This is a genomic window from Phaeodactylibacter xiamenensis, assembly GCF_965229835.1.
Taxonomy (GTDB): domain Bacteria; phylum Bacteroidota; class Bacteroidia; order Chitinophagales; family Saprospiraceae; genus Phaeodactylibacter; species Phaeodactylibacter xiamenensis.
In genome coordinates, this window is record NZ_OZ245931.1 from 4,036,744 (window position 1) to 4,055,452 (window position 18,709).

General features: G+C 55.5%; 18 protein-coding genes and 1 pseudogene. 8 read left to right on the top strand and 11 right to left on the bottom strand.

Features of this window, described 5'->3' with window-relative positions:
• Positions 1-111 precede the first annotated feature (111 nt).
• Genes ACO08I_RS15305 through ACO08I_RS15315 form a run of 3 tightly spaced genes read right to left on the bottom strand, consistent with a single transcriptional unit; the run spans position 112 to position 1,944 of the window.
• Entirely contained in the window at positions 112-1,023 is a 912-nt protein-coding gene (locus tag ACO08I_RS15305) for an HNH endonuclease (RefSeq protein ID WP_421946385.1), read from the bottom strand.
• Between the two features lie 55 nt (positions 1,024-1,078).
• Positions 1,079-1,396, bottom strand: a complete 318-nt coding sequence (locus tag ACO08I_RS15310; protein ID WP_421946386.1) for a hypothetical protein — start codon at positions 1,394-1,396, stop codon at positions 1,079-1,081.
• The gene (locus ACO08I_RS15315) at positions 1,393-1,944 is read right to left on the bottom strand and encodes a DUF4240 domain-containing protein (protein WP_421946387.1); all 552 of its coding nucleotides are present in this window, start codon (positions 1,942-1,944) and stop codon (positions 1,393-1,395) included. Before ACO08I_RS15315 ends, ACO08I_RS15310 begins: the two co-directional genes overlap by 4 nt.
• Positions 1,945-2,212: 268 nt before the next feature.
• On the opposite strand from ACO08I_RS15315, the gene ACO08I_RS15320 reads away from it, so the two are divergent.
• Entirely contained in the window at positions 2,213-2,884 is a 672-nt protein-coding gene (locus tag ACO08I_RS15320; RefSeq protein ID WP_282783180.1) for a hypothetical protein, read from the top strand.
• A gap of 32 nt (positions 2,885-2,916) precedes the next feature.
• Here the strand turns inward: ACO08I_RS15320 and ACO08I_RS15325 are convergent, their stop codons facing one another.
• A complete protein-coding gene (locus ACO08I_RS15325) occupies positions 2,917-3,636 on the bottom strand; it encodes a tetratricopeptide repeat protein (RefSeq protein ID WP_421946388.1) in 720 nt (239 codons plus the stop codon).
• A gap of 307 nt (positions 3,637-3,943) precedes the next feature.
• Between ACO08I_RS15325 and ACO08I_RS15330 the strand changes: the two genes are divergently transcribed.
• The 3 genes from ACO08I_RS15330 to ACO08I_RS15340 all read left to right on the top strand — a co-directional run bounded on the left by ACO08I_RS15330 (position 3,944) and on the right by ACO08I_RS15340 (position 6,965).
• The gene (locus ACO08I_RS15330) at positions 3,944-4,450 is read left to right on the top strand and encodes an FKBP-type peptidyl-prolyl cis-trans isomerase (RefSeq protein WP_282783177.1); all 507 of its coding nucleotides are present in this window, start codon (positions 3,944-3,946) and stop codon (positions 4,448-4,450) included.
• A 3-nt stretch (positions 4,451-4,453) separates the two neighbouring features.
• A complete protein-coding gene (locus ACO08I_RS15335) occupies positions 4,454-5,245 on the top strand; it encodes a helical backbone metal receptor (protein WP_421946389.1) in 792 nt (263 codons plus the stop codon).
• 94 nt (positions 5,246-5,339) lie between these two features.
• A complete protein-coding gene (locus ACO08I_RS15340; RefSeq protein ID WP_282783174.1) occupies positions 5,340-6,965 on the top strand; it encodes a S8/S53 family peptidase in 1,626 nt (541 codons plus the stop codon).
• Positions 6,966-7,669: 704 nt separating this feature from the next.
• Here ACO08I_RS15340 and ACO08I_RS15345 read toward each other — a convergent pair.
• The 4 genes from ACO08I_RS15345 to ACO08I_RS15360 all read right to left on the bottom strand — a co-directional run bounded on the left by ACO08I_RS15345 (position 7,670) and on the right by ACO08I_RS15360 (position 11,314).
• The gene (locus ACO08I_RS15345) at positions 7,670-8,464 is read right to left on the bottom strand and encodes an ABC transporter permease (RefSeq protein WP_282783172.1); all 795 of its coding nucleotides are present in this window, start codon (positions 8,462-8,464) and stop codon (positions 7,670-7,672) included.
• Positions 8,464-9,090, bottom strand: a complete 627-nt coding sequence (locus ACO08I_RS15350; RefSeq protein WP_044217726.1) for an ABC transporter ATP-binding protein — start codon at positions 9,088-9,090, stop codon at positions 8,464-8,466. Before ACO08I_RS15350 ends, ACO08I_RS15345 begins: the two co-directional genes overlap by 1 nt.
• A 10-nt stretch (positions 9,091-9,100) precedes the next feature.
• The gene (locus ACO08I_RS15355; RefSeq protein WP_421946390.1) at positions 9,101-10,765 is read right to left on the bottom strand and encodes a S41 family peptidase; all 1,665 of its coding nucleotides are present in this window, start codon (positions 10,763-10,765) and stop codon (positions 9,101-9,103) included.
• A gap of 114 nt (positions 10,766-10,879) precedes the next feature.
• Entirely contained in the window at positions 10,880-11,314 is a 435-nt protein-coding gene (locus ACO08I_RS15360; RefSeq protein WP_282783166.1) for a DUF4174 domain-containing protein, read from the bottom strand.
• Positions 11,315-11,435: 121 nt separating this feature from the next.
• On the opposite strand from ACO08I_RS15360, the gene ACO08I_RS15365 reads away from it, so the two are divergent.
• From ACO08I_RS15365 to ACO08I_RS15380, 4 genes and pseudogenes are all read left to right on the top strand, one after another.
• Positions 11,436-12,323 carry a hypothetical protein gene (locus ACO08I_RS15365; RefSeq protein ID WP_044217734.1) on the top strand — a complete coding sequence of 296 codons (888 nt, stop codon included), beginning with the start codon at positions 11,436-11,438 and terminating at the stop codon, positions 12,321-12,323.
• A 144-nt stretch (positions 12,324-12,467) separates the two neighbouring features.
• Positions 12,468-12,680, top strand: coding sequence for a hypothetical protein (locus ACO08I_RS15370; RefSeq protein WP_044217735.1), 213 nt, complete (start codon positions 12,468-12,470; stop codon positions 12,678-12,680).
• A gap of 159 nt (positions 12,681-12,839) precedes the next feature.
• Complete coding sequence (locus tag ACO08I_RS15375) at positions 12,840-16,040, top strand: S8 family serine peptidase (protein ID WP_421946391.1); 3,201 nt, start codon at positions 12,840-12,842, stop codon at positions 16,038-16,040.
• Positions 16,041-16,176: 136 nt separating this feature from the next.
• A pseudogene (locus ACO08I_RS15380) lies at positions 16,177-16,398 on the top strand (Fic family protein); the annotation flags it as partial.
• Here the strand turns inward: ACO08I_RS15380 and ACO08I_RS15385 are convergent.
• Genes ACO08I_RS15385 through ACO08I_RS15395 form a run of 3 tightly spaced genes read right to left on the bottom strand, consistent with a single transcriptional unit; the run spans position 16,391 to position 18,706 of the window.
• The gene (locus ACO08I_RS15385) at positions 16,391-17,374 is read right to left on the bottom strand and encodes an NAD(P)H-quinone oxidoreductase (protein WP_421946392.1); all 984 of its coding nucleotides are present in this window, start codon (positions 17,372-17,374) and stop codon (positions 16,391-16,393) included. The pseudogene ACO08I_RS15380 and the gene ACO08I_RS15385 overlap by 8 nt on opposite strands.
• The gene (locus ACO08I_RS15390) at positions 17,371-18,345 is read right to left on the bottom strand and encodes a glycosyltransferase family 4 protein (protein ID WP_282774902.1); all 975 of its coding nucleotides are present in this window, start codon (positions 18,343-18,345) and stop codon (positions 17,371-17,373) included. The genes ACO08I_RS15385 and ACO08I_RS15390 overlap by 4 nt, the downstream gene beginning before the upstream one ends.
• A complete protein-coding gene (locus ACO08I_RS15395; RefSeq protein WP_282774900.1) occupies positions 18,335-18,706 on the bottom strand; it encodes a 6-pyruvoyl trahydropterin synthase family protein in 372 nt (123 codons plus the stop codon). The genes ACO08I_RS15390 and ACO08I_RS15395 overlap by 11 nt, the downstream gene beginning before the upstream one ends.
• Positions 18,707-18,709: the final 3 nt, after the last annotated feature.

Genomic DNA, 18,709 nt, shown 5'->3' on the forward strand with positions numbered 1-18,709 from the left:
GGATTCAATTCATCATACTCCTCGAATTTCTTAGCCATTGGACCGCTCTTAGCGAACCGGTAAAATAGGATAAAAAGATCATATCTCAGAGCCAATAGTGAATGTAATGTGTCAATTGCGGTCTTGATAAAAGAATTTTCTCCTATGCCACCCCAACCCCTCCTGCCCCGGCCAAAACCGCTCCTGCTCCGGCAGCCACAGCTTCTTACCCTCCAACTGCTTCAGGCTGTAGTCGCTGGCTGATTCCTCGAACAGCTTGTGATTCACCATAATGTGGTAATCCTTGCTGATCCCCACATAGCCGTAATCAAATGCAGCGTGCAGATTGGCGCAAAGCACAATGCCATTCGTTACCCGGTCATTGCCGGCTACGGCGTGCGGCTCGATATGGCAGGCTTGCAGCAGACTTTTAGGTGGGTCAACGTGCATGCGGGACATGGCACAGGTGTTTTTGTACAACCCAAGCAGCCGGATCTTGAAGAGGGAAGAACGCACAAATCCGGATTGATAAACCATTTTACTTTGGTATTTGGCCATGGGCTCTTCAAAGAATTCCAGCTCGTAGCTTTCCAGAGAATAAGGTTTATGGCTTGGAAAGATTACTGCCTGCTTTTCCGGGAAGTACGTTTCCATAATAGCCAGCCGCACCAGGTCACGGTGCTCCTGCTTTTGGAGGAAGCTCCATACTTCTTCGGAGAACTGCCCCGTTGCGCCCTGCTTCTCCAAGTAGGTTTTGCTTTTTTCCTCAGACAGTTGCCCGCCATTCACAATGACCTGCCATCCCAGCCCGTCAGATTTTAAATACAGCAGCGGATAGTGTATTCGTTTGCTGCCTTTGTTGCCATGTAGCTCGTCCCAGTAGTATTCAAAGCGCTCAAACAGCCCACTATTGATCGGAATGCGATTTTCCTCCAGCTTCAGCGTTTCCGTCCAGTCCAAGAGCGCCAGCACCAGAAGTGGTTTGTGCGGAGCGCTGTCTTTGTAGCGCCCGAGGCTTTGGAATTTTTCAAGTAGGCCTTGCATGCTATATTTTTATACGACCTGATATAGTTAGTGATTGCGAACCTTGTCGTTGCTTCTACTTTTTACCGCCTCTAATATTGCCTCTTGGACGACGTCCGTGGTCTTCAATATACTTATCAATATACTCATCTTCCAAAGCACGTGCTTTTTGGCGCCCCTGAATTCCTGAAATAAGTATCCTGCCTAAAAAACGGGTAAAACCAGCAACAAGATTCATAAACCTCAATTGACCACGTAGTCTGTTTGACAGACCATCGTCATCAACGGGATCATCAGAAATACCGTATTTGAAAACATCTTTTTCCTGTTGATCCCTGATCTCATAAAGATGATGTGGGTTTTTGTTACCCAGGCTATTCCCGTGCTTTTTCATAATACAATCGCTTCATCTCCCCACCCCTCCACATTAAACCCCGTCTCATAAATATACTTCGGCGCTCTTGGCAGCGGCTGCCCGGTCCGCAGATCATAGGCCGCTTCAGGAAGGCGCAGCAGGGCATCGAAGTAGAGGTCTTTTGGGAAGAGGACGGGGTTGGCGCGGACCCGCTCGTAGAAGGTACGGCCGTTGGCAAGCACAGCGCAGCGGGCGTACAGAAAGAGATCGGCAGACAGGGATTCGTCCTCTGCCACAGAGGCTTCGGCGTAGTCCCGACCGTCGAGGTGATAGAGTTGCCCGGCAAACCAGTCGTAAAAGCCGAGGATGTCGGCTTCCTGAAATTGGCTGAGCTGCGCTATGGCAGGAGCGAGGACTGCTGCATCATCGCCTTCCTTCGACCAGTCGAGCGCGTGAATGACGTCCCAGTACCGGGCCAGGCGCTCGTGTTGCTCAGCCAGGGTGTGCTCCACCGCCTGCAGGGTGGCTTCATCGTCCGTTTCCAGGAGTATTTTGGTCAGGCGCAGTTTGCGTTCGGCAGTGCTCATAAGCATTAATGGTATGAATGGGTAATTTAGGCAAATCCGGCCCTTTTTGCAAGCCGGCATCCCAACCGCCCATCGTTCCAAAGCGACAACGCAGGCGGCGATTGCGGAATCGCGGCCTGAGGACGGGCGGCAACGCCAAAGCCGCCACCTGACTTGAAAGGCATTTGTCCCTAAAACCGTGTATATTGGCCCTGTCTGCCAGCCACCTGCTTTTTTGCAGGCAGTGGCTGCTCAAACCGCATAGATAACGCACCACATTATTGAAGCCATGGTATCGGTCCAGCACAGCCCAGTCAACCAGGAGCAGTTCCCGCAACAAACGCCGGTTGCACAGGAACTGCATGCCTACGAGCATGTCCTTTACCACGTCCTGAGCTTAACCAGCAGTGACTTCTCCGCCCTGCAGTACTCCATTTTTCATGATGCGCTGGAAAGCTATCAGCTTTTTTTGTTTTACATCGAAAGCAAGCCGCAGCCCATACGCCCCCTGCGCAGCCGAAGAAAAATGCTTTACCGGGAGCTGAAATTGGGCCGACTGAACCCGGAGGAGGTGTGGGAAGCGGAACTGAAAATCAGTGAGGGGTATTCCCTGCTGTGCGCGGCCATTGAGGGCAGCCGGGATAACATCCCTTACCTTGTTGAACGGCACCATCATGCCCGTTTTAATTTCGGCTGCATCCTGCCACAGGCGGCTGCCTTTTCACCTGCCGGGCTGTTGGCAGAGCTCCCCGGTTACTTGCGCCCCCAGTCAAGGCTCACCCGGGTGGACACCCCAAAGCTGCTGCAATACGTTTCGGCACAGCAGGCGCATCTTATACAATTGCCTTCTCCTGCCAATGATGATTTGCGGCTCTCGCTTTTTTTCCACCGGGAAGACGCTGTGTTTTCGGCAATGGTCTCGTCTATCGACCAGGAATACAAATTGCCGGATTACAACTGAACGCATGGCCGGCCCCGGTCAGCCTGTTTTTTTTAGCCCTCCACCTTATCTACCATAAAACTCAGCCGCTGCAGGTCCGCCGTGCGCTGCTCCACGATGGAGTCTTCAGCATCGAGCTCCTCCAGCCACGACTGTGCGCCGGTGAGCAATTGCCGGATGGCGGCGGCGGTGGTGCGGCCTTTGCCCTGCAGGTAGAGCTCCAGTTCCACGGCGGCGAGCTGCAGGGCGACGGTGGCGGCTTCGAGGTAGAGAAAGCCTTCGCCCTTGCCCAGGTGTTGTTGCAGGAGGGGCAGGGCCGACCGGTAGTGTTCTCTGGATTTGGGCAGCTCCTCCTGTTCCTGATACAGTTCCCCCAGGTATTTGTGGTTGGAGGCCAGGAAGAACGCCGCTTCGCTTTCCGGGAGCTGCTGCAGCAGGCCCACTGCCCGGTGGTGGCACTCCAATGCCTCCTCCTCCCGGCCTTCATCCTGATGGATCAGCCCGCAGGCGCCATACAGGCGGGCGAGGAAGAGGGAAGGGCCTTCCCCGGAGGCTTCCAATCCGTTGATGGCCTCATGATAGTGGTGCAGGGCCTGCTCCATTTCAAACTGATCCTGATGCACTTTGCCGAGATCGTAGTGCAGGGACCAGCGCTCAGCAGGGGGCAGGTCGGTGCTCAGGGCTTCCTGCAGCAGGGCCCGGGCTTTATCAAACTGAAAGGCCTGCCGTAACTGATAGGCTTCTTTGCGCACATTCGGGGTATTCGTATTCATGGTTGGTTATCGCTTTATACGCCATACGAAGGGGTCTGCGCCAGTCCTGACAAGCTACGCTTCGTCACGGACTGATGTAGCAAGCCACTTCTCAGCGTGAATGCTGACCTGCCTGCCGAAGTACCGGCACGCAGGCAGGCATTCAGCAGGTTTGCTGCTCCGATCTTTATCGGAGACCACTTAATCGTCAGTATAATGTATGATCGGAGCTAAAATACAGACTTTTCGGGGGTAGCCCACCCAGTTTTTCAAAAGCTACCATAATTTAACTACCTTTCCGCAATTACCTAATTTATTCGTTTTTGATATGAAAATTGACAAGCACAAGGTCGTCACCTTGCATTATAAATTACAGGAAAAAAGTGCGGAAGGCGACTTAGTGGAAGAGACCTTCGGCAGCGAGCCCCTCGTATTCCTCTACGGTGTGGGCGCTATGATCCCGAAATTTGAAAAGGAGCTTTCCGGCATGGAGCAGGGCGACACCTTCGCTTTTGGCATCCCGAGTGCGGAGGCATACGGCGACTACGACCCGGAGGCTATTGCGCCTATTCCCACAGAAGCTTTTGTGGTGGACGGAGAACTGGCGGAAGACCTGCTGCAGGTGGGCCGCGTGATCCCCATGCGCGACAACGAAGGCAATCAGCTCCTGGGCACGGTCATGGAAGTGGGCGATGAGCAGGTACAAATGAATTTCAACCACCCTATGGCGGGCGTCGACTTGTACTTCTCCGGCCGTATTGAGGAGGTACGCGATGCCACCGAGGAAGAGGTGGAGCATGGCCACGTGCATGGCAAAGGGGGCGTAGAGCATTAACCTATGCCACCAATCGTAACTGACCAAATGGGGCGCAAGGTGCAACTGCCGGCGCCCCCGCTGCGGATTGTCTCCCTGGTGCCTTCACAAACGGAGCTGCTGTCTGCCCTCAACCTCAATGAGGCCGTAGTGGGCATCACGAAGTTTTGTGTGCACCCGGAAGACTGGTTCCGCAGCAAAACCCGCGTGGGCGGTACCAAGGAAGTCAAAATGAAGGTCATCGCCGACCTTTCCCCCAACCTCATCATCGGGAACAAGGAAGAGAACAGCCCGGAGGATATCCGCGCCCTGGAAAAGGACTACCCGGTGTGGATGAGCGATATCGAAGACCTGGAAGATGCCCTGGACATGATCCGCACCATCGGTTTGCTCACGGACCGCCAACCGGCAGCCGAGGAGCTGGCCGGGAAGATCAACGGGGCCTTCATCGCTCTTGGGCAGCAGATACAGCGCCTGCCGCAGGTGAGCGCAGCTTATCTGATTTGGCGCGACCCCTACATGGTGGCGGGCCGGGAGACCTTTATTGATGAGATGCTGCAGCGGGCGGGCTTTAGCAATGTTTTCTCACGGGAGCGCCGCTACCCGGAGGTGAGCCTCGATGCGATTGCTGCCCGGGAGCCGGAGGTCATTTTACTCTCTTCAGAACCCTATCCGTTCAAGGAAAAACACATCGCGGAGCTACAGGCGGCCTGCCCGACTTCGGACATTCAGCTGATCGACGGGGAGCTTTTCTCCTGGTACGGCAGCCGTTTGCTGAAAAGCCCGGACTACTTCAGGGCGCTGCGGGGGCGTTAATGTCCATTTCACGGCAATGCGGTTGAGCAGAATCCGTTATCTTTGTGGTGCGGGGCGTGCATTGCCCTGCACATGATTCAAAGACAGACGGCCCATGAAATACTTGTACCTTATCCTTGCCCTCAGCCTGTTCAGCCTGACCGCTCAGGCGCAGCCGGCAGATGCTCAAACCGGAAAGATTGAAAATCAGCGCCTGCTGCAGCTGAAGGAGGGCACCGCACTCCAACCTCTGCTCAAACGTGCCAATGCGGCCTTTGACGGTGCAGTTTTCCAAAAGAGGGAAGTGGCCCGCAGCCTGAACATCCACCTGCTGGAGTTCGACCCTGCCCGCTGCCCCGCGGATGCGCTGTCGCAATGGCTGGAAGCCCAACCTGAAGTCCTTTACCAACATGCCAACTACAAGGTCGATTTCCGGACTACCCCCAATGATCCTGATTATGATTTGCAGTGGGGTGCCGGGCGCATCGGCCTGCCGGAAGTATGGGCCCTCGGGCAGGGCGGCCTTACGGTAAATGGCGATACGATTGTCATTGCGATCATCGACAGCGGCTTTGACCTTTCGCACGAAGACATCATTGGCAATATCTGGACCAACCCGCACGAGATCCCCGGCGATGGCATTGACAACGACAATAACGGGTACGTCGATGACATCAATGGGTGGGACTTCCGTGGCAACGGCCCTGACATCGCCTATGACGATCACGGGCTGCGCGTCTCTGGCATACTGGCAGCAACGGCGAACAACGACAAAGGGATAGCCGGGGTGTGCTGGAATTCAAAAATTATGTACCTGAGCATCGGCTCTGTGGCTGGCATCGTTTCGGCCTACGAATATGTGCTCGAACAACGGCAGCGCTATAACGAAACCCTGGGCGCGGAAGGCGCTTTCGTGGTGGCTACCAATGCTTCCTTTGGCCTGGTGGATCCGTTTTTCTGTTCGGAATACCCGATCTGGGGCAATATGTATGACCTGCTGGGCGAAGCGGGCGTTCTTACGGGTGCGGGCACTGCCAATAAAGACCTGGACGTTGATGTGGTGGGCGATATGCCGACCTCCTGTGAGAGCGACTTCATCATTACGGTGCTCAACAGCACAGAAGATGAGGAGCGCTTCACCCGCTCAGGCTACGGAAAGGTGGCGATCGACATGGCTGCGCCGGGGGAGGGATCCTACACGGTAGCGCCGTTCAACCGATATGCTTTATTCGGCGGCAACTCTGCAGCGGCTCCTCACCTTACCGGTGCGATTGGCCTGCTGTACAGTATGCCTTGTGAGTTTTTGTCTACTGATGCGCTGACCAAGCCCCGGGAGACGGCTCTGTTTATCCGCTCCATTCTGGAAGAAAGCGTGGACCGCTTCCCGGCTTATGCAGATATTACTGCTACGGGCGGCCGCCTCAATGTGCGCAGTGCCATGAACCTGCTGAGCGATGCCTGCGGGGGCAGTACGGGCGACCTGGGCTTGCTCAATATCTACCCTAACCCGGCGCGGGACCAACTGACTATTCAGTACGAGACGCCGGACTTTGAGCCTTATGAGTTCCGCATCTACAATGCGCTGGGGCAGCTGGTGTACCGCAATAACGATACGCCGGCGCGCTTCCGCGAAAAGCAGCTGCAGGTGGATGTCAGCCGCTGGCAGGCGGGGATGTACGTGGTGGAAGTCTTCAGGGGGAATAGCGTGGAGACGAAGCCGGTTATTATTCTGCAGTATTAGTAGCTGGTCCGGGTGATACGGGCTGGGTGCGACTTCTACGAAGTCGATCACGCGGGTGTCGCCGGGGTTAGTAACATGTGACTTCTATGAAGTCAGTTACACAGCTGATGCAGAGGTTAGCAACCTGCGGCTTCCAAGAAGTCGGCTCTGCAGGTGTTGCCCGGGTTAGAAAGATGCGACTCCTAGAAGTCGGTTGCCCCGGGTATTGAGAGGATTATACTGACGATTAAGTGGTTTGCCACAGCAAACCTACTCAATGCCTGCCTGCGTGTCGGTACTTCGGCAGGCAGGTCAGCATTTACGCTGGGAAGTGGCTTGCGCTTGCCCTGATAAGCTTGACTTCATCAGCGGCCTGTCCTGACAAGCTATGCTTCGTCAGTGGCCGATGTCGCAAATCCAAGATTCCAGACGATGAATGTCTGGATCAACGACCCGACATTTATCGTTCCCCGTGCTGGCCGTCAGCGCCAGTAGGTGACCACTTCGTATTGCGTATAGCAGGGTGTAACTCTCCCAAGTTACAACAGGTAGACTGACTTCCGCGAAAGCTTTTCATGCCTGTTATGAAACTGCTGTGCTTCAACATGCAGGCACCACTTTCCACCACAGCAGGACTTCGTAGAAGTCCTATGTTACTAACCTCCAAACACCACACCTTACCCGACTTCGTAGAAGTCGCAGGTTCACCCCAGGCAGCCGAGACCCTAAGCCGGCCGAAACACCTCCCCCCGCAAATTGCCATACGCATCAAAGCTGCGCCCCAGGCTAAAAGCCACCCCCAGCACCACACTCAGCGCAATACAGACAAAAATCACGACCATAATCGCCAGCTGATAACGAATAGCCGTATCCGGTGTCGCCCCGCCGATGATCTGCCCCGTCATCATCCCCGGCAGAAAGACCACCCCCATCGTCGCCATACTCGCCACCGAAGGGTTCAGCGCCGCCTGCAGGCTGTTGCGGAAGAAAGGGATCAGCGCTTCCCAGCGAGACGCCCCCGCAGCAAGATAGTAACGGTAAGCCTCCTGCTGATCCTGCAGGCGCTGGTAAAAATCAGAAAGCCCAACCACGATCCCCTTGAGGGCATTGCCCAGCAACATCCCACCGATGATGATCAGGTACTGAGCCGAAAAGATATCCGATACCGGCAGGATAAGCACATTGAACAACAGCAGCACCCCAAGCCCGCTGACCAGCAGCGCCAGAAAGACCGGCACAAAAAAGACACGCAACCGAAGTGCGCTGTTCTGAACCGCCGAGCTCGCAGCAAAGCCCACCATAGCCACCACCCAGAGCAAATTCAGCCACATATTGTCCCAGCGGAACCAGTAGATCAGCAGCACACCAACCAGGGTCAGCTGCACCGTCATGCGCACCACCGCCACAGCCATGCGCCGGAGCATGCCCAAACGGAAGTACCAGATCAGCCCGGCCGGGATAAGCAGCAGGGCGTAAAAGGCAGCCATCGCCCACAGGGATATAGGTACAGATTGGTCCATCAGGAATGCGTTGAGGTGAGGTCCAGGGTTTGGCCGGCCCGCCAGCCCGGGTCGTGGGCAACGATAATTACTGTTTTGTCTTTCAGGCTGGAAATATAGTCCATCATCTGCGCCTTGCGCTCCGCATCCACTGCCGAGGTGGCTTCGTCCAAAAGCAAGAGCGGGCGGTTCAGCAGCAGGGCGCCGGTGAGCGCCAGGCGTTGTTGCTCGCCCCCGGATAGTTCCCGGACCGGCTGTTCCAGCTGCCCGGGCTGCAGCCCAAAGCGGCCGAAGTGGCTTAGTATCGTTTGTTCCGAAAAATCTGCGCGCTGATTGGCCTCAAACTGATGGACCTGCTCCAGCAATTGCCGGGCGGTGCCTTCCACCCGTGGCAGCTGCTGCGGCACATAGGCTACTGACTGCCGGAGCGACCAGACCGTTTGTGCATTCAGCGGCTTCCCACCAATGTGGATGCGCCCTTCGTCAGGGACACAAAATCCCAGAAGCAAGCGAAGCAGTGTGCTCTTCCCGCTCCCCGATGGCCCCTGAACAAGCAGGTGAGTATGGGTAGCAAGGTGGAGGGAAAAGTCATCAAAGACCGTCTTCTGACCAAAGCGGACCGTGATGTGCTCCAGCCGGACCTCCATATCCTGTGAGTTATTGCTGACTGGCGGTAAGGGAAGTGGATCGGGCAATGGCTTTCAGGGCTTCCTTTACCATTGCATCTTCCATATTCCATACCTTGTAGTAGCCCTCGTCTTCGAAGAGTTGCTTGGCAATGCGGGCCTTGAGCATGTGTTTGGTGGCGCGCTTGACGGGCTCGCTCAGTGCATCTGCGGTAAGGGGATCGCCATGTTCCTCAGCGTAAGTGATCAGGCCCTGCAGCAGGGCATCATCAATGCTGAAGGAGGTAACAAAGCGGTCCAGCCCCTGTTCCGTCAGCGCAGCGGGGTCTGCCTCTTCGCCCAGGTAGCGGAAAACGTACTGCGGTACGTATTGCCGGAGCGTCAGGTAGTCCTCGTCCAGGCTGAGGGTATCGATGGGTACAAATACATCGGGCATAATGCCACCACCGCCGTAGACGATCCGCCCGTTGTCGGTGTAGTATTCGGTAGAGTCCTGTATCAGGATATTCTGGGCTGCTTCCATTTCTCCGGTTTCGTACCGGTCATACATCTCGTGCTCGTAGGCCTCGGGGTCATCGTAGGGCTTTTGGATGGAACGGCCAGAGGGTGTGTAGTAGCGGGCAACGGTAAGGCGCAGTGCGGCTCCGTCGCGGAGTTTGTACTGCTCCTGCACCAGCCCCTTCCCAAAAGAACGCCGGCCAATAATGACGCCCCGGTCGTGGTCCTGAATCGCCCCCGCTACGATCTCACTGGCCGAAGCGGAGCCCTCATCAATCAACACAACGATATCCTCCACATCGAAGAAGTTGCGCCCGGTGGACGTATACTCACTGCGGCTGACGGCATCGCCTTCGGTGTAGACCAGGAGTTTGTCTTTTTCTTTGAATAACTGACTGAGCATATTGGTGGCTTGCTGAAGGTAGCCCCCGGGGTTGTGGCGAAGGTCGAGCACGAGGTCTTCCATGCCCTGATTTTCCACCAGCTCTTCCAGGGCTTTCATAAATTCTTCGTAAGTCGTTGCGCTAAAGCGGTTGACCTTGATATAGCCGGTATTGGCGTCCAGCATATAAGCCACGTCCACGCTATTCATAGGGATTTCATCCCGGGTCACCGTGAACTGCCGCAACTTGGTTTCTTTGCCCCTCAGGATGCCGATTTGCACGTCTGTCCCCTTTTCGCCCCTCAGCATTTTGATGATATCATCGGAGTCCATGCCTACGCCGGCTATGGTGGAGTCGGCAATCTGCACGATGCGGTCGCCGGAGAGGATGCCCGCCGTTTCGGAGGGCCCGCCGGCGAGGGGAGTGACGACTACGATGGTGTCATCCAAAACCATAAATTCCACGCCTATGCCATCGAAATTGCCTTTAAGCTGCTCGTTGACCGCCTGTAGTTCTTCGGCGGAAATGTAGTTGGAATGAGGATCGAGGCGGGAGAGCAGGTCGTCAATCACTTCCTGTGTGAGTGCTTCCTTATCTACAGCGTCCACATACTTGGCCTCCACATAGCGCAGGATTTCCTCTACTTTGCCCTGACCGATGCCTTCGGGGCCGGGGGCTTCCTGCTCCACCACGAGCTTGGGCATATTGGACTGCATGCGCATGCCGAGCAACATGCCGGTGACAAGCACAATAGCAAACAGCAAGGGGAGCCAGATACTGAATTTATTCGGAGCTGAAGGTCGATCTTGATGCATGTTCGGGACAGGGTGTAAAGATTTCGCAAAATAATGGCTTCGGCGGACTGAGGCGATAGTTCGTAAAATACCAGCTTAATACAAAAATAGGGGATTTAATGTTGCTCAAATGTGCTAGTTTTTGCTTCGGCGCATTTCAGAGCGGCGCATAGGCATGCGGTCGATGCGACCGAAGAGCTCCTGCATGGGAACCACGGCTTCCTGTTCTGTTTTGACCGTACCGTCCTTACCAATCAGCACAAATTTTAATCCTTGTTCCGGTACCGGCCCGTATCTGTTGGTAAGCAGCCTGAGCACTTCCGGCTGAAGGGGCGTTCCTCCCGGCCCCGTACCCGAATGTTGAAAAAGCTGATATAAAACCAGATCGCGGTCTGTGACTTCTTCGGGAGTGGCCGTCCAAAGGTTAAGTTGTTGCTTCAATGCAGCTTCTTCGGCATCCGGAGCCAGTAGCAAAACGACCCGGTGCTGCCAAAGGTGCTCTTGCAGGGGCTGTGCACTCCCCAAATGAGCAAATAATAAAGACCCAACAAACCAAACGAACTTCTTCATAATTCTCGCTTTACTTAAAATGACTGCATTACTTTTCTGAAAAATCAGAATTTCCTGCTAGTCAAGGCAATAACTGAAGGTCCGCAATTGTTTACTAAAACGTCTCAAATCCCTTTCACCCATGAAGAACTTCCTCCTCCTCTCCGCCCTTTTTGCCGTACAGGCTACCCCTGCTCAGGAACGCTTCGTCAGCCACGACCTGGAGGGCTACTACGACTGGTTTCACGAGCAGTCACAGGTAGCAGACCACTACGAACCGAATACGACCCTCTACACCTTTACCGCTGATACCAAAGTACATGAGGGCCCCTGCCGGGATGCTGAAGTGCTGACTACCCTGCCGCTGGCTTTTCCGGTAACGAACCTTAGCTACAACGACGACTATTTCCTGCCGGAAGACGAGATTAACGGATACGGTGATTTCTGGTATCAGGTGACCGGCAGCGATGCCAACGGAAAGCCCTTCCGGGGCTACGTCTGGGGCGCCGATATTGCCAAAGGCTACACCCGTACTGACCTGAACGACGACCAAACACCTGAGTACCTCCTGCTGGGCATCTCCACGCATGAGCGGAAGCAATTAAGAGATATCAACGGTGAACTGCGCCTGGTACAGGATGGCAAACTGCTGACCGCCACCACAGTGCCCGGGCTCTGCCTGTTCGAGGATTGCGCTTCGAGCTCCCTCCTCCGGGTCATCAACACCACACAGGGCTTCCCGGTAATCGAAACCAGCACCATGACGGTGGGATGCTGGGCCGGCATCGAAAAAGCCTTTTTCTTCTACGATGGCGCCAACTTCAACCGCGTCTATCAGGCAGAGTACACCACCGACCATGAAATTGCCAGCGAGTCTTTCATCGTCAATCAGGGCTCTTCTGCTCAGGTCTGCCAGTACAGCCACGAAGGCAAAGATTATGCCCCGGTCTGGAAATGCCGCCCGCTGGAAAGCCAAAATGACCGGGCAGAAATGGTCATGGAGCCTTCCGCCCATACCCGTGTAAAATAACCGGGCTGCCTTAATTGCGCCGGCCCTCAGGAAACCAAATACTGCGCAGCCTTCCCTCTTCGGAAAAGGCTGCGTTTTTTATTTTCGGGCTCATCCACCAAACATGCCGACTGGACAAAGAAAGCGTTTACGCACACCACCGCAATGATCAGGGATATTGAGTCAGAAGCCGGCGTGTATATGGCATCAAGCCAACTGCAAAAGCTCGAAGAAGCAGCAAATGCCATTGAAGGCAGTAAGCTGATGACCAATCAAAAAGAGGCTATCTACACCTTCTTCGATCATGCACAAAAAGTCATGAATACCCTTTCTGACCGCATTGCCACCAAGAGTTATCAGGATTACAACATGCGATAAACCAATCACCTGAATACCAGATTCAGGCAGAGCGGATGGCCCCGGGCGGGTCATCCGCTTTTTTTGTAGCCGCCAAGACCGAACTAAACACCTGTTACCGGAAAGCCCCGCACATTTTACCTTATTTTCAGCCCATTATTAACCTTGTGAAATGGAAATATGAAAAAATGCTTACCCCTGTTGCTGGCTCTGGTACTTCCGGTACTCCTTGCCGGTCAGCAGCTCAATCATGTCCTTGGAGAAGCCCTGATCAGGCTGGAGCCAAAAGCCAGCGTCCAATCTCTCACCGGCCGCCTGCAAACCTTCAACGGGCGGTCTACCAATTTCAAAATCATTGAGGAAGTCGTGCCCTACATGCGCATCTGGCGTGTGGGGTTTGACCATACTGCGGTCTCGGAAATTGACTTCCTGGCCCATCTCAACCGCATGCCCGGCATATCCGTCGCTCAGTTCAATCACCTGGTAGAGCTGCGGAGCACCGTGCCGGACGACCCGGAATTCCAAAATCAGTGGCAGTACATCAATGGTGGCTCCGGTAGCTGTGTGGAAGGGGCTGACATTGATGCGGACCTGGCCTGGGAGATCACTACGGGTGGCACCAATGCACTGGGCGATGACATCGTAGTTTGCATCGTAGACGACGGGCTCGACCCCAATCATCAGGACTTTGGCGACAACGTCTGGGTGAATGTCGCAGAAATACCTGGTAACGGCATTGATGATGACAATAACGGCTTTATTGATGACTATGCCGGCTGGAATACCGGCTCAGATGATGACGACATTGATGCATCCAACGGGCACGGCACGCCCGTAGCGGGCATCGTTGGCGCTCAGGGTAACAACGGCATCGGCGTGGCCGGTGTCAACTGGGATGTTAAGCTCATGATCGTAGTTGGCGGTTCCGGTATAGAGTCGGAAGTATTGGAGGCCTACAGCTTCCCGCTTGCCCACCGCATGCGCTACAACGAAACCGGAGGAGCAGAAGGCTCTTTTGTAGTAGCCACCAACTCCTCCTGGGGTGTCAACTTCGGACAGCCGGAGGACGCGCCCCTTTGGTGTGCATTCTACGACACCCTCGGCGTGCACGGTATCCTCAATGCGGGCGCTACGATCAACGGAAACCAAAATGTGGATGAAGTTGGCGACCTGCCAACCGCCTGCAGCAGTGACTTCATGATCAGCGTGACCAACCTCAACTGTACCGGCAATAAGGTCAGTGGTGCAGGCTTTGGTATAGAGACCATAGACCTCGGCGCACCCGGGCAGGGCACCTGGACGGCAGCCGAGGGCAATACCTATGGTGGGTTTGGCGGTACTTCCGGGGCAACGCCTCACGTCGCCGGGGCAATTGCCCTGCTCTACTCCGCACCCTGCTCCCAGCTTACACAGCTGTCGCTCGAAGCACCGGCAGAAGCCGCCCTTTTAGTCCGGCGGGCCATCTTTGACGGGGTCAAACCCAATCCAAGCCTGGATAGCATCACGGTAACCGGCGGCACGCTCAACCTTTACAACAGCCTGCAGATGCTGCTCCAAAACTGTGGCCCCTGCCCGGGCGCCTTCGGCCTGGAAGCTACTGCGGTAACCGACAGCAGCGCGACCATCAGCTGGGTGTCTACCGACTCCACTTTGCAGTCCAGCCTCTACTGGCGGGAAAGCGGGGACACGACCTGGCAGATTATTCCGGACGCCATGGCCCCGGTTGAGCTGAGCGGCTTACTGTCTTGCAGCGCTTATGAGTTTGCCCTGGAGGAAACCTGTACAGACACCACCGTTTTCTCAACCATCGCCACCTTCCTGACCGATGGCTGCTGTGATGCGCCTCAGGACTTGTTCGCCGAATCCACAGTGGACAGTACCGTGCTGTCCTGGCGTCCGGTATCGGCTGCAAGTGCCTATCAGGTGACCGTTACCTGCCTGATGGATACCCTGACTTATGACAGCGTCTTCACCAACACCTTAACGGTGACCGGGCTCGACTCCTGTCAAACCTGTGTAGCCAATATCCAAAGCCTGTGCAGTGATGACCTCTTACCCGACTCCCTGGGTACGGACATTCTCTTTGACGTACCGGGCTGTGGCAATTGCATCGACCTCGACTACTGCCTGGTCACTGGCAATACGGAGTATGAATTCATCAATGCTGTATCCATAAATGACCTGGAAAACACTTCAGGCAACGATGGCGGCTACGGAGATTACACCGGCCTGAGCACCAGCCTGGAAACCGGCGCAGGCTACACTCTGACCATTACCCCCGGCTGGGTGACCAGCGCCTATTCTGAGAACTACTGGGTCCTCATCGACCTTAATCAGGATGGAACCTTTGACCTGAGCACCGAAGTGGTGGGCAGTGTAACCGATTCGGAAGAGACCAGTATAGAAATCCCGATCCTCATCCCGGATGATGCCCTGACTGGCAGCACAAGGATGCGGGTGGCGATGGCTTTTCAGGAGGACCAGTTACCAGAATGCAACAACAGCATTGAAGGCGAAACGGAAGACTACTGCCTGGAGATCACCGATGAGGTACCACCCTGCCCTGTACCGGCGGCTGTCACCACCGACTCCATCAGTTATCAGAGTGCCTACCTCAGCTGGGAAGGCAGCAGTGAGGTCTATCAGCTGCGCTTCCGCCCGGAAGGGGCTGCGGAGTGGTCCGGCGTTGAGGGCGTTGGTGCCCAAATGCTTATCCTCGAAGGACTGGATGTCTGCACCGGTTATGAAGTGCAGGTGTCGGGCTTCTGTGGTGACTTCCCAAGTGGATGGTCCGAATCCTTCTTTTTCTCTACGATCTGCAATCCGGCCTGCGACAGTGATGCAGCGATGCTAACCGTACTTGACCTTACTGATACCACCGCTATGCTGGTCTGGGCGGCACCTGATGCTGCACTAAGCTATGAGCTGCAGGTCCGCAGAAGCGGCACAACGGCCTGGGATACCTACCCGACCACCGGCCTGGAACTTCAACTGGAGAACCTCGATTCCTGCTCGGCCTACGATGCCCGCATCTGGGTCACCTGCGAGGGCGTCAATAACATCAGTCAGCCCTCCGCTACTATGAACTTCGAGACGACCTGCCTGACCGGGACCGAAAACCTGGCCCGCCAACTTCGCCTGGAAGTTGCGCCTAACCCCTTCCGGGAAACCCTAGGTATTCAACTGGAACTGCAGCAGGCGCAAGCGGTGCAATACCTGTTGTACAATGCCGCTGGTCAGCAGCTCCTGCAGCAGGAGGAAACACTGGCACAGGGCGTTCAGCAAAGCAGCCTGTCTACCGCTACCCTGCCGGCCGGGCTGTACTGGCTAAGCGTGCGTACGGAACGTGGCGTCGCTACTATTAAGGTGATTAAACAATAGCCCGTTTGACGGACTGACCTGCAGCGGCCGGCATTTCTATTGGAAGTGCCGGCCGTTTTGCTATAACATCATTTGATAATACCAATAGAACTAAACCACCGCTAAATGCGTATTAATAGCACCAAATGATAGTATCATGCAGCACAAATATTTTGAGCCTACCGCAGAAATCGTCAACCTTTCTACAGACATAGGCCACCTGCTAGGGGTGATCGACGGCTCACAGCTCCGTAAGCCTCAGCCCACCCTTCGCAAGCGCAACAAGATCAAAACCATCCGCGCCTCCCTCGCTATTGAAGGCAATACTCTGACGGAAGCACAGGTCACTGCCATCCTGGACAATAAACCCGTCATCGGCTAATCCGCAGCACAATCTTCCCTTTGCTCTGATTGCTTTCCATATACCGGTGGGCCTCCGCCACTTCCGACCAATCGTAGACCTTATCGACAACCGGGCGCAGCTGCCCGTTCGCAAACAAGGGCCAGGCAAAGAGCTGCAAATCGCTGGAGAGGCGGATTTTGTACTCCAAGTCCCGGGCGCGCAGGGTGGAGCCGATGATCTGCAGACGCTTGCGCAAAACCGGTGCGATGTTAAGGTTATCCACTTTCACCCCGCCCAGAAAAGCCAGGAGCACCATACGCCCTTCCAGCCCCATGACGTCGAGGTTTTGCTGCAGATAAGGCCCGCCGATGAAGTCCACAACCACATTCACGCCTTCCCCCTTGGTATAGTCTTGTAGCCTTTCGGCGAAATTTTCTGCCTTGTAGTCAATGGCCAGTTCCGCGCCCAGTTCCTGACAAAGGCCATGCTTGCCCGCCGATGCCGTTACGATAGGGTGAGCGCCCATGACCTTCGCCAGTTGAATAGCCGCAGTGCCTACCCCGCTTGCGCCCGCATGAATCAGTACCCGCTCGCCTTCCTGCAGGTGGGCCAGCCAGCGCAGGGCCTGAAAAGCAGTCAGAAACACCTCCGGGACTGCTGCGGACTGCACCGCATCAAAGCCTTCGGGCCAGGGCAGGGCCAGTCGTTCAGGAATCACCGCATACTCGGCATAACCACCGCCGCCCAACAACCCGCAGACTTTATCGCCAATCTTCCAGTGAATGACCTGCTCGCCAACTTCTACGACCTCGCCAGCCACCTCCAGTCCCATAATCGGGCTATCGCCTTCCGGCGGGGGGTATTTGCCCATACGCTGAAGGGTATCCGCCCGGTTGAGGGCTGTGGCTTCCACTTTGACCAGTATCTCGTTCGCGGCAGGGGTAGGGGTCTCATAATCGCCCAGATAGAGTTCTTCCGGGCCTCCAAAATCTTTAATTTGTATGGCTTTCATCGTTGTATTTTAATGGCTTCAAACTGAGCTGCAGCATCGGCCCAAAGACGCTGACGGTTCGGCGCGAGGGCGCGGGCGTGTTCAAGATAAGGCTTGAAAGTTTCAGGCTGCGTTGCCCATTTGTTCAACCAAGATACAATTTCGGTATGAGACGGGCAAAGCTCCCCATTACGGCCGGCATCCACGTGGTTGGGCACATTGCCCCCGGCATAGGCCAAAACAGGCAACCCTGCCGCTGCTGCTTCTTGCAGGGCCATACCGTAGGTCTCCATATAGGCAGCCGAAATCAACAGGTTGGAACGGGCGTAGGCTGCCTGCAGGGCTTCCTGCGTCAGCGTGCCCAGGTAGTGTACGCCTTCCAGCTTTTCCACAACCGACAGGCACTGTTTGGCGTATGCGGGTTCCATGTCCTGATTACCAGCTAAACTAAGCACTACGCCTTCAGGGGGTGCGGCTGCCCAGGCGTTCAGCAGGGGCAGTATACCTTTCCTTTCCACTACATTAGCGACCACTATGGCTTGAATAGGATGGGCGGTTTTGTCCTGCACCACCGGCAGCTGTTTTAAAGCGGGCTCAATCACCTCAATGGGCTTGGAAACATCCCGGCTCTGCAGGTAATCCGCCGTGTAGGGGCTTGTCGCCAAATACCAGCCAAAGTGGCGTAGCCAGGGCCATTCCTTTTCCCGAAACCAGTCTGCCCCCTTCCACCCCGCCGGTGGGTGCAGGCTTTGCAGGTGGTGCACGATCAGCCCGGATTGCTTCGCAAGTGCAGGTGGCAGCGTTGGGGCAAGTAGAGTGTCTGTGAGCATCGGCACCCCTTCCGGCAGGCCCTCCGGCTGGGCACTTTCGTAAATGGGGTGCCCCAGCTCCCGCAGGGCATCGATCAGGTGGCGGTTGTAGAGATTGCCACCAGACACAAAGGCTCCGGTGTCGGGAATGAGGAAAGCGTACGCTTGCTTCTTAGGCTTCATAGGCCGCCCAGGCTTCGTGGGATTCCCCGAGGACGACCTTGATCCGGCCATCAAACTGATCGGCCACTGCTGCCTTTACCTGCCCGTGAATGTACAGAGCCAGAAACTCGGTAGTCGTCAGCTTACCTTTGAATTGCGGCAGCTCGTCCAGGTTTTGATAATCCAGAGGGGCGAGGGCTTTTTTGAGCGCATCGTGGGCGAGCGCAATATCGATGACGATGCCCATCTCCGTGAGTTGTTTGCTGTAGAAGGTTACATCGGTAACGTAGGTCGCGCCGTGCAACCGCTGTGCCGGCCCAAAATCCGGGTGTGGCAAAGAGTGGGCAATCATAATGTGCTGTCGGATGGTAACGCTGAACATATC